The sequence below is a fragment of the Paenibacillus sp. SRL342 genome (genome assembly GCF_984798905.1).
This window is the reverse complement of sequence record NZ_OZ481790.1, coordinates 6,370,589-6,384,958: the sequence shown is the minus strand read 5'-3', so window position 1 is coordinate 6,384,958 and position 14,370 is coordinate 6,370,589. Positions and strand designations below refer to the sequence as shown.

The 14,370-nt window shown below is 47.6% G+C and carries 12 protein-coding genes; 10 read left to right on the top strand and 2 right to left on the bottom strand.

Features of this window, described 5'->3' with window-relative positions; translation table 11 throughout:
- Positions 1 to 56 precede the first annotated feature (56 nt).
- A complete protein-coding gene (locus tag AC4E8D_RS28100) occupies positions 57 to 1,292 on the top strand; it encodes an argininosuccinate synthase (RefSeq protein ID WP_017692004.1) in 1,236 nt (411 codons plus the stop codon).
- Between the two features lie 110 nt (positions 1,293 to 1,402).
- A complete protein-coding gene (gene argH / locus AC4E8D_RS28095) occupies positions 1,403 to 2,806 on the top strand; it encodes an argininosuccinate lyase (protein WP_036612430.1) in 1,404 nt (467 codons plus the stop codon).
- Between the two features lie 206 nt (positions 2,807 to 3,012).
- On the opposite strand, the gene AC4E8D_RS28090 is transcribed toward argH, so the two are convergent.
- Entirely contained in the window at positions 3,013 to 3,801 is a 789-nt protein-coding gene (locus tag AC4E8D_RS28090; RefSeq protein WP_490205438.1) for an alpha/beta hydrolase, read from the bottom strand.
- 274 nt (positions 3,802 to 4,075) lie between these two features.
- On the opposite strand from AC4E8D_RS28090, the gene AC4E8D_RS28085 reads away from it, so the two are divergent.
- From AC4E8D_RS28085 to AC4E8D_RS28070, 4 genes are all read left to right on the top strand, one after another.
- Positions 4,076 to 4,699 (top strand): YhbD family protein, encoded by a 624-nt coding sequence (locus tag AC4E8D_RS28085; RefSeq protein WP_074096600.1) that lies wholly within the window; start codon positions 4,076 to 4,078, stop codon positions 4,697 to 4,699.
- 14 nt (positions 4,700 to 4,713) lie between these two features.
- Positions 4,714 to 5,442 (top strand): polymer-forming cytoskeletal protein, encoded by a 729-nt coding sequence (locus tag AC4E8D_RS28080; protein ID WP_490205437.1) that lies wholly within the window; start codon positions 4,714 to 4,716, stop codon positions 5,440 to 5,442.
- 34 nt (positions 5,443 to 5,476) lie between these two features.
- Entirely contained in the window at positions 5,477 to 6,160 is a 684-nt protein-coding gene (locus AC4E8D_RS28075; protein WP_490205436.1) for a hypothetical protein, read from the top strand.
- Between the two features lie 72 nt (positions 6,161 to 6,232).
- The gene (locus AC4E8D_RS28070; protein ID WP_339185459.1) at positions 6,233 to 7,786 is read left to right on the top strand and encodes an MDR family MFS transporter; all 1,554 of its coding nucleotides are present in this window, start codon (positions 6,233 to 6,235) and stop codon (positions 7,784 to 7,786) included.
- A gap of 212 nt (positions 7,787 to 7,998) precedes the next feature.
- On the opposite strand, the gene AC4E8D_RS28065 is transcribed toward AC4E8D_RS28070, so the two are convergent.
- Positions 7,999 to 9,432 carry a VanW family protein gene (locus tag AC4E8D_RS28065; protein WP_221824015.1) on the bottom strand — a complete coding sequence of 478 codons (1,434 nt, stop codon included), beginning with the start codon at positions 9,430 to 9,432 and terminating at the stop codon, positions 7,999 to 8,001.
- Between the two features lie 254 nt (positions 9,433 to 9,686).
- On the opposite strand from AC4E8D_RS28065, the gene ftsE reads away from it, so the two are divergent.
- From ftsE to AC4E8D_RS28045, 4 genes are all read left to right on the top strand, one after another.
- Positions 9,687 to 10,373 (top strand): cell division ATP-binding protein FtsE, encoded by a 687-nt coding sequence (ftsE, locus tag AC4E8D_RS28060; protein ID WP_076209894.1) that lies wholly within the window; start codon positions 9,687 to 9,689, stop codon positions 10,371 to 10,373.
- On the top strand, positions 10,363 to 11,280 hold the full coding sequence (gene ftsX / locus AC4E8D_RS28055; protein WP_221824017.1) for a permease-like cell division protein FtsX: 918 nt from the start codon (positions 10,363 to 10,365) through the stop codon (positions 11,278 to 11,280). The genes ftsE and ftsX overlap by 11 nt, the downstream gene beginning before the upstream one ends.
- A 186-nt stretch (positions 11,281 to 11,466) precedes the next feature.
- On the top strand, positions 11,467 to 12,747 hold the full coding sequence (locus AC4E8D_RS28050; RefSeq protein ID WP_221824019.1) for a murein hydrolase activator EnvC family protein: 1,281 nt from the start codon (positions 11,467 to 11,469) through the stop codon (positions 12,745 to 12,747).
- 135 nt (positions 12,748 to 12,882) lie between these two features.
- The gene (locus AC4E8D_RS28045) at positions 12,883 to 14,355 is read left to right on the top strand and encodes a S41 family peptidase (protein WP_074096593.1); all 1,473 of its coding nucleotides are present in this window, start codon (positions 12,883 to 12,885) and stop codon (positions 14,353 to 14,355) included.
- The last annotated feature ends 15 nt before the right edge of the window (positions 14,356 to 14,370 follow it).

The following is a 14,370-nucleotide window of genomic DNA, read 5'->3' as shown; positions in this document are numbered from 1 at the left end:
TTTCGCGATGATAGATAAAAGTTTATAGCAACTGATCTTGGGGAGGACCATCGAACATGGCTAAGGAAAAAATTGTACTCGCATATTCAGGCGGGTTGGACACATCTGTAATTTTGAAATGGTTAAAAGAAACATATGATGCAGAGATTATCGCTTTCACAGCGGATATTGGACAAAAGGATGAATTGGACGGTTTGGAGGAAAAAGCACTGGCAACAGGCGCTTCCAAAGTATACATCGACGATCTACGCGATGAATTCGCAAAAGATTTCATCTATCCAATGTTCCAAGCTGGTGCCCTTTATGAAGGGCAATACCTGCTCGGTACAAGTATCGCTCGTCCACTGATCGCTAAACGCATGGTGGATATCGCTCGTGCAGAAGGTGCTACAGCCATCGCTCACGGCGCTACAGGTAAAGGAAATGACCAAGTTCGTTTTGAGCTGAACGCGGCTGCACTGACACCAGACATTAACGTAATTGCACCTTGGCGTCTGGAAGAATTCCGTAACCAGTTCCCGGGACGTGCCGAGATGATCGCGTACGCTGAAAAACATGGCATTCCGGTAACCGCATCTGCGGCTAAACCATACTCCACAGACCGTAACTTGCTGCATATCAGCTATGAGAGCGGTGTGCTCGAAGATCCTTGGTTCGATCCAAGCGCGGACGAGAACAAAGACATGTTCCTGCTGAGCAGTGCACCTGAAGATGCACCAGATCAAGCGGAATATGTTGAACTGGAATTCGAACAAGGTGACTGTGTTGCACTGAACGGTGAGCGCCTGAGCCCGCTGCAAGTGATGGAGCAACTGAACGAGCTGGGTGGCAAACATGGTATTGGCCGTGTAGATATGGTTGAGAACCGTTTTGTTGGTATGAAGAGCCGTGGCGTATACGAAACACCAGGTGGAACAATCCTGTTCACCGCACATCGCAAAATGGAGTCCATCACGATGGACCGTGAAGTGATGAACCTGCGTGATAGCCTGATCACACGTTATAGCACACTGGTATACAACGGTTTCTGGTTCGCACCAGAGCGTCTTGCATTGCAAGCGCTGGTGACTGAAAGCCAAAAAAATGTAACAGGTACGGTTCGTGTGAAACTGTACAAAGGTAACATTATCGGCGCAGGCGTGAAAAGCCCTGTCAGCCTCTACAATCCGGACATCGCTACAATGGAAGCTGATCCAACGCAAGCCTACGATCAAGGTGATGCAACAGGCTTTATCCGCCTGAATGCACTGCGTTTGAAAGTAAACTCCGGCGTGGAGCAAAACAAAAACTAATTTCAACCTGCATCTATAGAGCAGCTATATCAATATAAATGACAAGGCAGGCCGTTCTTGCACATCTGGCAGGAGCGGCTTTGTCCATGAGCGAAAGGGGAGTACTCACCGTGAGCAAGCTGTGGGGAGGACGTTTTACAAAACAAACCAATCATTTGGTTGAGGAATATACGGCATCGATCAATTTTGACAAGGCTTTGGCTGAGGAAGATATTCAGGGCAGTCTGGCCCATGTGACAATGCTGGGCAAATGCGGTATTCTTCCGGCGGAAGATGTAGAGACGATCAAAGAAGGATTGATCACCGTTCTGCACAAAATCCGTGCGGGCGAAGTGGAATTCTCCGTATCGGACGAAGACATCCACATGAATATTGAGAAAAACCTGATCGAGACGATTGGTCCTGTAGGCGGGAAATTACATACAGGCCGTAGCCGGAACGATCAAGTTGCAACAGATATGCACTTATACCTGCGTGAGCGCGTGGTTGGATTTGTAGGCATGCTGCATTCCTTGCAGGAAGCACTGATTGGACAAGCGAAAGATAACCTCGATACCATTGTACCGGGTTATACGCATCTTCAACGGGCACAGCCAATTCTGTTCGCACATCACCTGATGGCATATGTCTCCATGTTCCAACGGGATGCGGAGCGTCTGATGGACAGCTACAAACGTATTAACATCCTGCCACTGGGCGCAGGTGCACTCGCGGGCACAACTTTCCCGATTGACCGTCATTTTGTGGCGGAACAACTGGGCTTCGATGGCGTGTACGAGAACAGTCTGGACGCAGTAAGCGACCGTGACTTCATCGTTGAGTTCCTGGCGGCAGCTTCGCTGATCATGACTCACTTGTCCCGTCTGAGTGAAGAGCTGGTACTATGGAGCAGCACGGAGTTTGGATTCGTTGAACTGGACGATGCGTTCTGCACAGGCAGCAGCATCATGCCACAGAAGAAAAATCCGGACGTTCCTGAACTCGTTCGTGGTAAAACAGGACGTGTGTACGGCAACCTGATCGGCTTGCTGACAGTACTGAAATCTCTTCCACTGGCATACAACAAAGACATGCAGGAAGACAAAGAAGGCATGTTTGATACTGTAGCGACGCTGGAAGGTGCGCTTCAACTGTTTGCTCCAATGATCGCGACGATGACAGTGAACAAGGATCGGATGCGTCAAGCGGTCAACCAGGATTTCTCCAATGCTACGGATATTGCCGACTTCCTCGTAGGCGAAGGCTTGCCTTTCCGTCAGGCGCATGAAGTGATTGGTAAAACGGTGCTGTACTGCATCCAGAACAGCAAGTATTTGCTGGATCTGACGATTGATGAATTCCGTCAGTTCTCACCACTGTTTGATGACCGGATCTATGATGTACTGCAACCGGAAGCGGTTGTGAACGCTCGTAATGTTTACGGCGGGACAGCTTCGGGTCAAGTTGCTGAAGCGATTGGACGCAGTGAGAAGGTACTGGAGATCACCGAGCAATGGATTACGAACCGCGGTTAATACCACCGCTACTATAAGGTACCCTTACAGATACAACAGTACAACAAAGAAGCAGGCCAGAGAACTTTGTTCTCAGCGGCCTGCTTCTTTGTGTTTTACAGCAATGTGCTCTAGATACATTCTACTCAACCGCGAACGGATGTTAGGTTGTTCTACTATCGGAGTACCAGTTTAGTTACTCGCGGTAGCTCCATTGCAATTCTCCACTAATCGCGCTTTTGTAAAGGCAACCATTTCAATACATCCTGAATCTTGGCATCCCAGTAGCCCCACTCATGTTCACCAGGCCCTTCCTCGTACGTCAGTTCGAAGTTCGTCTGTTCACAGGCTTGACGGAAGGTTTGATTATCCTCATACAGGAAATCTTCCGTTCCGCAGCACTGATAGAGCAGGGGCTGTGGCTCTTGGCTGGCTTGACTCTCTTTAAGTAGATGGATCAGATCGTTCTCTGTACCTGCCACCTCGGGTCCGAAAATCCGCTGTAACTCCGTCTGTTGTAATGCTGAGGATGCATTTCTATCCATATGTGCAGACATATCGAGTGCTCCAGACAAACTGGCAGCAGCCGCATATTGATCTGGTTTACGAAGGGCCAGCTTGAAAGCCCCATAGCCACCCATGGATAATCCGGCAACGAAGTTGTCCTCTCGTTGATCTGACAGCGGGAAGAAAGAACGAGCAAGTGCCGGCAGTTCTTCACTGATAAAGCTCCAGTAACGTCCGCCTTCTACCATATCTGTATAGAAGCTGCGGTGTACCTGTGGCATAACAACGGCGATCCCGAGGTTGGCCACATAACGTTCGATGGAAGTCCGCCGCAGCCAGATGGAATCATCATCAGACAGACCGTGCAGCAGGTACAGAGTTGGGTGCAGCCCTTTGCCAGTCACATTCTCCATACCGATCTGATTGTGGGTTTGTTGCGGCAGAATGACATGCATGCTGGTGCTCAGTCCAAGCGTATCCGAGTAAAAATCACATTTAATAAGTGCCATGAGTATAAGAAACCCCTTTCATAAGTTCGTTAACCACGTGTTCTGACATGAGACGATGGGATGGAAGTCGGATGCCTAAGCCTCCAAAGTGTTTATATGTAACAGGTTATACGCATTACTCTCCCATTGCAATAACAAGATCTACAGTAGAAAACAAAGAATTTCACACCAGTGGTTAAAGTGGAAATCTGTAATCTGATCATCGATTTTTCAATGTGGTTTACAACGTAACAATGTTATGTTACACTCGTTTCAATAAAAAGGGGGACCATATATGACGGATGATTTGATCTCCAAGAAAGAATTGTTGGACCTGACAGGAATCTCATACGGCCAGTTATACCGCTGGAAGCGGAAAAATCTCATTCCGGAAGAATGGTTTATTCGGAAGTCTTCCTACACCGGACAAGAAACCTTTTTTCCCAAACAACAGATTTTACTGCGCATTGACAAGATTCTCAATATGAAAGACGGATTATCGCTGGATGAGCTGGCAGACGTGTTCTCACCTACGTTGGGTGAAGTGGAGATGTCTGCAGAGCAACTATTAGAGCGAAACATTGTTTCACAAATATCCCTGGATCTATTGAAAGAAGCAGGTCGAGAGCAATCGCTGTATGCTTTGGAGCAGATTATGATGCTCTACGTCCTTGATAAGCTGTTAATGAGCGGAGATATTACTCGGCAAGAGGGTGCGTTGCTGATCGAAGTGATGTCCGAACATTATTACCGTTTTACAGGCAAACCCAGCGAACTCGTGCTTATTCGTAAGATGGGTGTTCCTTCATTCATGCTGGTAACAGCAGGAACGGAGTTTTATTTTGACAATGGTGTGAAAGTGGTTCTTAGACAGCCGATGGGAACATTTATGGAAGAATTAAAACTCAAATTGGGATAAGGAGAGGATCATCTATGGAAGAGCGGAATAAGCGGAATGATCTGAATGTGGCGGGCATAAGTCAAACGGCAGGCGGGAATTTTCACCGTGTATCTATTGATGGCATGGCTAAGGTGAACGGTAACCTGGACTGCACCTCTATGGAAGTGAATGGAACATTGAAGATGCACGGCGCTTTGACCTCCGAGAGTGCAACGATTAACGGCATGTGTACGTTGAATGGACCTCTGACCAGTTCTCGTGTTCGTGTAGATGGCATGACGACGATTAACGGAGATCTCCATAGCCCTGAGCTTGAGGTGAACGGAAAGTGTACTGTACGTGGAAGAGTGGATGGGGAACGAATTGATATTGGCGGTGTGATCGATATTGAAGGGGATGTCCAATGTGAGTCCCTGAATGTACGGGGCAATATTAAGATCAGCGGCTTACTGAATGCGGGAACAGTGGAGATCAGGCTGCATACATCTTCTTCGGCTAAAGAGATTGGCGGAGAGCGCATCGATATTCGTCGCAAGGAGCAACAGAATGGATTTTGGAAAAGTATTGGTCTGAGCGGGACCCCTTCTTTTAAGACATCCTTAATTGAGGGCGATGAGATTGTGCTGGAAGATACCGAAGCTGATATTGTTCGGGGGAGTAACATTTTTATCGGTCGCGGCTGTAACATCAGACTGGTTGAGTATTCAGGTGAACTTGAGGTAGATCAGGATGCCAAGGTGGGCAGCAGTCAGCGAATTTAAAGTTTGGATATGGAGAGAAAGGGATGGGATCGACATGAATAACAATCCTGGGCGTTCATTGGACAAAAAAATGGATATCAGCATCGTTGGTGATGGCAGTTCTTCTGGGGGCGTGTACGGCAAGATCAAGGTCGTAGGGGATGCGTCCTTTAACGACAATCTATCTTGTGATCGTTTCAAATGCACGGGTACATCGGTCATATACGGATCACTTGAATCCACAGATATTAAAATTACCGGAACCCTTACTCTGACAGAGCGAGAGGCCAGCAACGATGGTGAGAATGGAATCCAGGCATCTGGCCTGCATGCCAAAGCTGAGCATATAAAAGTGGTCGGTGAACTTCATCTGTCAGGGGATTGTCAGGCGGAAAATATCAAGCTGAACGGGCGTTTGACGATAGCGGGGATGCTCAGCGCTGAACACATGACACTCAAAATCATGGGTCCATCCGAGGTCAAGGAAATGGGTGGTTCCATCATCTCTGTGAAGAGTGGACGGTTGAATGACTTGTTTACGGGGAATAAATCAATTCTCAAGGCACAGATTATCGAAGGTGATGATATTGAATTAGAGAATACGGAGGCCGAGATTGTCCGTGGCGATAAAATAAAAATCGGTCCTGGCTGCCGGATTGGAACAGTGGAATACCGTTCATCTCTGCAAATTCATCCGCAATCGGAAGTTTTGCTGCAAAGCAATCGGTCCTTGGACTGATTAACGAAAACTTCTTTTCGGATATACTAATGCAGTCATATGAATAGAGCGTGAATGGAGAGATTGAGTACAATGGTTGCACGTAAAAACAGTATTGGATTGGTGCTGGCAGGGTTACTGCTCAGCATACTAATGGCTTCGATGGATAACACCATCGTGGCAACAGCTATGGGGGATATTGTCGGGAAGCTGGGTGGCCTCGACAAGTTCGTCTGGGTTACCTCCGCGTACATGGTGGCTGAGATGGCAGGGATGCCGATCTTCGGTAAGTTATCCGATATGTATGGACGGAAGAAGTTTTTTGTATTTGGTATTATTGTGTTTATGCTTGGCTCAGCGCTGTGCGGAACGGCAACGTCTATTGTGGAATTGACGATGTACAGAGCGATTCAAGGTATTGGTGCGGGGGCCCTGGTGCCGATTGCCTTTACGATCATGTTTGATGTCGTTGCACCAGAATCTCGTGGTAAATTGGGTGGATTGTTTGGAGCCGTCTTTGGCCTGTCCAGCGTATTCGGACCTCTGCTCGGTGCTTACATTACCCAATATGCGACATGGGAATGGGTATTCTATATCAACCTGCCGCTAGGCTTGATTGCATTTGTGTTTATTGCCTTCTTCTACAAGGAGTCTCATCAGCATCAATCCCAACAGATCGACTGGCTGGGTGCCGTAACGCTGATCGGTGCTGTTGTGTGCCTGATCTTTGGTCTGGAACTTGGCGGCAAAACATTTGCCTGGGGTTCGTGGCAGATTCTTGGCTTGTTTGCCGGATTTGTAGCATTAGCGCTGCTCTTCCTTTTTGCAGAAACCAAAGCCAAAGAACCAATCATCTCCTTCAGCATGTTCCGCAACCGGGTCTACTGGTCCAGTAACGTTATTGGTATGTTGAGTGGTGCAGCGTTCATTACAGCATCCGTGTACATTCCGATCTTCATACAGGGGGTACTTGGTGGTAAAGCGACCAACTCCGGTCTTGTGCTGCTACCCATGATGCTTGGGTCCGTTGTAACGGCGTCCTTGGGCGGGGTGCTGATGACCAAAATCAAGTATCGTAATATCATGATCCCTACGTTAGCCTTACTTGTCATTGGACTTGGATTGCTGACCACACTGGATGAGAATTCTTCCCTTTGGACGATACGTATCTACATGGTGATGGTTGGTCTGGGTGTCGGTGCATCGTTCTCTGTACTTAGCAATGCAGCCATGAACGCATTTGAACCGCAAAGGCGCGGAGCAGCAAGCTCCACACTTAACTTTTTGCGGTCCCTCGGCATGACGATGGGCATTACGATCTTTGGTATCGTACAGAGCCAGGTATTTACGCGTAAAATGAACGATGCTCTCGCTGGTTCAGGTGCGGAAGCAGGCGGTGCTTCAGCGGGTGGCGTGCCTCAGGGAGTGGATCTGACCGATCCACATGCGTTGCTCTCACCAGAACTCAGACAGGCGATTCCGCCTCAGGTGCTGGATACCATCACACATGCCCTGTCCTCTTCCATCGTGCAGTTATTTGCCTGGGCTGTAATTCCTGCAGCACTCGCGTTGGTCGCTTCCTTCTTCATGGGAAGAGAGAAGATGGTTGTAGGCGAAGAGCAAGGCGAATACACCGGCGGTCACTAAACCGTAATGCAGTAAACTAACTATAAGTTAAGGTAGTACACCTGATCGTAGCTTGGTAAAACTCAATAACATATCTTAAACCATGAAAAGACACACTTCTCGCGTATCCTTAAAAGGGACGGGAAGTGTGTCTTTTTGTTTTCGTAGGATCAGTTTATCCTAGAATGCATGAATTACGGATTGAACTCTTTTGGATGCTTCAGAAAAGGAACCTAAGGCTGTTTCGTATCGCTAATCCCGTCCTCGACCACAGATGGCCCTTGTGGGTCAGGCAGGCTGCTATGACCGGAGCGGGCAATCAGGCGATTCTGAGCTTTGTACGTGTCCCGTGTAATCGTTTTGGATTCGACCACTTTGCCGTCCAGCCTCTTGGTTCTTACTGTTTCCACAATATATCCAGGCTGTCCGTCTTGCAGCACCTGCTGTGCACCATCAGGCAGTACAGTACTCGACACATACTTTACCGGAACACTTAATGTTTCAATGGTGCGAGATTCAAGCGCATAGCTGACATTCTCCGGGAAGGTACCGAAAAATTTCACCATCAATTGGTGGTTCTTCACCTCTGCATGAATGAGTAAGGATTTTCCGGTATTATTCTTGAAGCGAAAATTGATGGCTCCCGAGGCAAAGGTGGCATCCAGTCCTTTCGGCAAATATTTGACCGGCAGGGAATGGTTGCGACGCTCAATAATATCAAGACCCGTCAATAGCGCTGCGTTATACACCGTACTGGATACCTGGCAGATTCCCCCGCCAATTCCGGGGGTTAGTCTTCCATTAACAATGACCGGGGCCTCACGAAACCCAAACTCCTTTTCAGCTTTACGGATGACCTTCTCATAATCGAATGTAGCATCCGGTGGCAAAATCATGCCGTTAATCGCTTCCGCCGCTGCGCTGACATTATGTATCCGGCCTTCACTACTATTGCCCAGACCCGTGGAGAACTGGATGATCTTTCGGTCAATGCCTTCCAGGCGCAGCGAATCAAGGGTTACTTCAGGCTTCAGCGTATACAGTGGTACCTGGATCAGCAGTGGGGCGGGTTTCTCATCCGGGTTGAGTACACTGAAATCCCTGTGCAGCTTCGTCTTTATGAGATTTGTGAGTGTTTCCCAATCAATCCGGCGGACGCCCTTTTCCGGGATATACTGGACTTTGTCACTTGTGGTAATGCGGCGAACAGCGTCTGCAGGTGTACCGAAGGTTTCTTTTTCCCAAGCAGGGCTGAGATGTTCTTGGAGTGTTCTTGAGTTGTAGGTCATATCGAGAGAGAACTCTTTCGGAAAATGATAACGTGCATAAGCGCGTTCCCACAGGGTACCCTCCTCCAGCTGCTGTATCGCGGATTCCAAGCTGTTAACGTTGTAGCTCACCCCCACCTGAGCTGCGCTATACGACTTCGTCTGGGGGTTGGGTTCAGTCACTTCAAAGGTGACAGGCCAGTCCTCCAGCTTTTGGATCTTTTCATCCAATTCATGTAATACGTTCTTGCGATTCTTCTCCTCCACCAGTATGCCGCCAACATGAACGTCTTTGGGCAGGGCAGGTTGATTCACGTACATATACAGCAATCCATAAGACGCGGAGCCGATCAAGAGGATAGAGAATAGAACAATGACCGTCAAATGTATTTTTTTCATAACCGTACGCTCCTTTATACTTCGGTTGTTCCCGACTTTGTAACACTTTCTATATATATGATCCAATGCAGGAAAACTTTCGGGTACTCAATAGGTAACAAATTTGTTACAATAAACTTCATATGAATCCATGCTTCACCATTGAAACAGGAACGAAGTGGATTTTTTCCTGATGAAATTCAGGTCTTTTTAAAGGAAATGCCGGGATTGTGTCGAAATGATAATGGCTAACTATGCGAGCAGGAAGTGATGATGTGATAGAAATGCAGGACGTGTGGAAGACCTACGCCAATGGGACCCACGCATTACAAGGGGTGTCGGTGAAGATCGACCGCAATGAATTTGTCTATATCGTCGGTCCGTCCGGCGCAGGTAAATCAACATTTATGAAATTGATGTACAGAGAAGAAGTTCCGACCAAAGGACAAATATCCATTAACGGATTTAATATTGGTAAGTTGAAGCCAAGAAAGATTCCTTATGTGCGTCGTAACATCGGCGTTGTGTTCCAGGATTTTCGTCTGCTGCCACGGATGACAGCATTTGAGAATGTGGCATTTGCGATGGAAGTTATTGAAGCACCGAAGCGTCATATCAAGAAACGAGTGATGGAAGTGCTTGATCTGGTGGGACTGCGCAGCAAAGCGGGTCGTGAACCTTCACAGCTCTCTGGTGGAGAACAGCAACGTATTGCCATTGCACGGGCTATCGTCAATAACCCATCGGTTATTATCGCGGATGAACCTACAGGTAACCTCGATCCGGAGACGTCGTGGGGCATTATGCAACTGCTGGATGAGATTAATTTCCGGGGGACAACCATTGTTATGGCGACCCACAACAAAGATATCGTGAATACGATGCGTAAACGGGTAATCGCGATTGAACGTGGACAGATTGTACGGGATCAGATGAGAGGGGAATACGGTTATGAATTTTAGTACTCTCTTGCGCCATCTGCGGGAGGGATTCAAAAACGTATTCCGCAACGGCTGGATGTCTGTGGCCTCCATCATGTCCATCATTGTGTCACTGCTGATTCTTGGCGTGTTCATGCTGCTGGTGCTCAATGTGAATTCCATGGCGAACCAGGTTGATAGCCAGGTGGAGATCAGCACGTTCCTCGAACTGAATGTGGACGAGAACCTGCGTAATACACTGGAGCAAGAAATCAGCGCGATGCCTGAAGTAAGTGAGATTCGTTTTGTGTCCAAGGAAGAAGGGCTCAAGGAGTTCCGTGAACGTCTTGGAGAGAGTGCAGATAACGTGCTTAGCGGTTTCGATGTGGATAACAACCCACTGCCGGAGACCATTGAAGTTGAGGTCATTGAGCCGGAAACCGTCGCTTTTGTGGCGCAAAAAATCGAAGCTTTGAACGAAAAACACCCGGAGAAGCCGATCATGAAAGTGAACTACGGCAAGGAAACGGTGGAAGTGTTATTCAAATTTACGAAACTTGTTCGTAACATCGGATTTATTTTTGTCGGGGGACTGGGTCTGATGTCCATGTTCCTGATCTCGAATACGATTCGCGTAACGATTCTGGCTCGTCGCCGGGAGATCGGAATTATGAAGCTGGTCGGAGCAACCAATACCTTTATTCGCTGGCCTTTCTTTATTGAAGGTGCCCTCATTGGATTTATTGGCTCGGTCATTACGGTTGGTGTGCTCTTCGTTGGATACAGCCAGTTGATGAACACGATTGGTCAGGATGTTTTCATGCAGATGCTTAACTTGATTCCGCTCGGCGAAATCTGGTTGCTGTTTGGAACCCTGTTGATCGGACTCGGCGTGCTGGTAGGTATTTTGGGAAGTACACTGTCCATTCGGAAATCACTCAACGTTTAATTTTGTTTTCAACGATCGAATTGCAGAATATGTCGAAAAGAATGGCAAAGCAGGTTCATTAATGGACGCTGTTTGACGATATGTAGGAAGACGGAGTCTTTTAAGATTGAAGAAAGCAAAGAACATGCTGTTCACCACCTGTGCAGGTTGCTTTCTTGTGAAATCATAGGATGGGGGATCATCATTTTGAAAAAAACCGCTTCGCTGCTGGCCTTTACGTTATTGGCCAGTTTGACGCTTCAACCTTCTGACGGATATGCCAAGAGTAGCATCAGCGATATTGACCAACAGATTCAGCAACTGGAGAGCAAGGCGGCTTCTGCCAAGCAGGAGCAAAAAAAAGCGGCTTCCAACAAAAAGGAAGCACAGCATTACAAGAACAAAACCAACGCTTATCTGAAGGTTGTCATGGAACAGATCAATGTCGTTAGTGATGAGCTGGCCAGTGTATCCTTGCAAATCGAGAACACGGAGGAAGATCTCCGTACAACGAAAAAAGATCTGCAAGCGGCAGAAGAACGCATCGTTGCAAGGGAAAAATTGTTGGAGTCACGTGTGCGTCTGATGTACACGGACGGTGCTGTGTCCTATCTGGATGTATTGTTGTCCTCTACTAGCTTCACAGACTTTCTGACCCGTGCGGATTCACTCAAAACGATTGTGGATCAGGATCAGCATCTGCTGGATGAGCACAAAGCGGACAAGCAACTTGTCGTGGACAAAAAGGCAGAATTGGATGTGCAATATGCGGAAGCCAAGAGTCTGTATGCACAGAAGAAACAGCGCAAGTCCCAATTGAATGAAAAAGAAGCGGAAAAGCAAGTGCTTCTCGCTTCATATGATGCTAAAATTGAAGAGTCAGAAGAGTTGACACAAGAGCAGGAAGATGTATTAATGCAGATTGCCAGCAAACGTTCGGCACTTCTTCAAGAGAAAAATAAATTGCGTGAACAACAGGCAGCCGCCGCAGCCAAAGCAAAAGCCGCAGCCGCCGCTCGGGCGAAAGCTGCAGCCAAGACACCAACCAGAGTGAGTTCGGATAGCAGCAGTGAGGTAACGTACTCATCCGGTAATGGTATCTTCTCAAGACCGGTATCTGGAGGTCGCATTTCTTCTCCATTCGGTCCCCGTACCCATCCAATTACGGGTGTAGTGGGTAAGATGCATGCCGGTGTTGATTTCGCTGTTCCTGTGGGAACTTCGGTTCACGCTGCTTCTGGCGGAATCGTGATCATGGCTGAATGGTATAGCGGTTATGGTTATACGGTTATTGTGGACCACGGCGGTGGACTATGGACGTTATATGGTCACTTGCGCGAAGGTGGATTCAAAGTCAGCAAGGGTGACACAGTAAGCAAAGGGGATACCATTGCTGAGTCAGGAAATACAGGGAACTCTACTGGACCTCACTTGCACTTTGAAGTGAGAGATAACGGTACCGCTGTAAATCCGATGAACTATTTGTAATTATTGCTCCATCGTTCGAATGGAAAAAACATATTCCGTACAAGCTAGACATATAATAAGCTGGCATGTTCAGGGAATGGATTCTGGCAACAATGGAATCGGACACGCTTCAAAACTAAAGGCGGTGACAAACGGATGATGAAGAAAAGATCGGCGCTACTGCTTGTCATTGTGGGTCTCCTGGGTGGTAGTTTGCTAACCCTGGTACTAATGACTTACCCGGGAATAGCAAACCAAACCACAGCGGGCGAAGGTTTGCTGGCTAGTGTAACCGGCAATACACAGCAGAAGAACGATTTGAAAAAGATTGAAACTGCGATGGATTTGATCTCCAGCAACTATTATAAAGACGTGGATCAGACCAAATTGATTGACGGTGCGATCAACGGCATGATGGAATCGCTTGGTGATCCGTACTCCAACTATATGGGGCAGGAAACGGCTGCTCAGTTTGAAGAGTCGATCGAAGGTTCATTTACCGGTATTGGCGCAGAGGTATCCTCTCAGGATGGAAACGTTGTTGTTGTTTCCCCAATCAAAGGATCTCCTGCCGAGAAAGCGGGTATTCGTGCAAAAGACATGATTATGTCGGTCAACGGCGAATCCCTGCAAGGTTTGGAACTGAACAAGGCTGTTAACAAAATCAGAGGTCCCAAGGGCAGTGAAGCGAAGGTACAGGTCAAACGTGCCGGATCTTCCGAGCTGATTGAATTTGTCATTGTACGCGATGACATTGATCTGGAGACCGTATATGCTCACATGGAGGATGGCGGAATTGGCGTTATTGCCATTACTCAATTCTCTTTGAATACAGGCGATCGCTTCAAGGAAGAATTGGCGAAGCTTGAGAAGCAGAACATGAAAGGTCTGGTCATCGACGTACGGAATGACCCAGGCGGTGTATTGCAAGTTGTTATTGATATTGCTGAACAGTTTGTTCCTAAAGGCAAGGTTATTGTGCAAGTGGAAGACAAGAACGGCAAAAAGGAACAAAGTAAGTCCAATGGATCAGCCAAAGCTTATCCAGTCACAGTCTTGATGAACAAAGGTAGTGCGAGTGCTTCGGAGATTTTGGCCGGTGCATTACAACAGTCAGCAGGTGCCAAGTTGATTGGTGAAAACTCCTTTGGTAAAGGAACCGTACAGACGAGTTATGACAAGCAGATGGGTGACGGCAGCTTGCTGAAGATCACCATTGCCAAGTGGCTCACTCCGAACGGAGACTGGATTCATGAAAAAGGAATCAAACCGGATATTGCGGTAGACCAGCCGGATTATTTCTCGGTGGCACCGATTAACAAAGAGAAGTTACCACTGAAATATGACAGCAATAGCACGGATGTGAAAAGTGCGCAGACGATGCTGAGAGGACTCGATTTCAAACCGGATCGTGTGGATGGATACTATGACCAGAAGACGGAAGAAGCGGTCAAGGCATTCCAGAAGCAAAAAGGCATTCAGGCTACAGGCCAGATTGACGAGAAAACCGCTGAATCACTGGAAGCGGCTCTGATTGAACGTATTGCCAATCCTCAATATGATGCACAGCTGAAACGCGCGATCGAAAATGTCTCGAAGGATATTTCGTCCGCTGTGTCGAAGCCATAAAGAAGGCTGATTTTC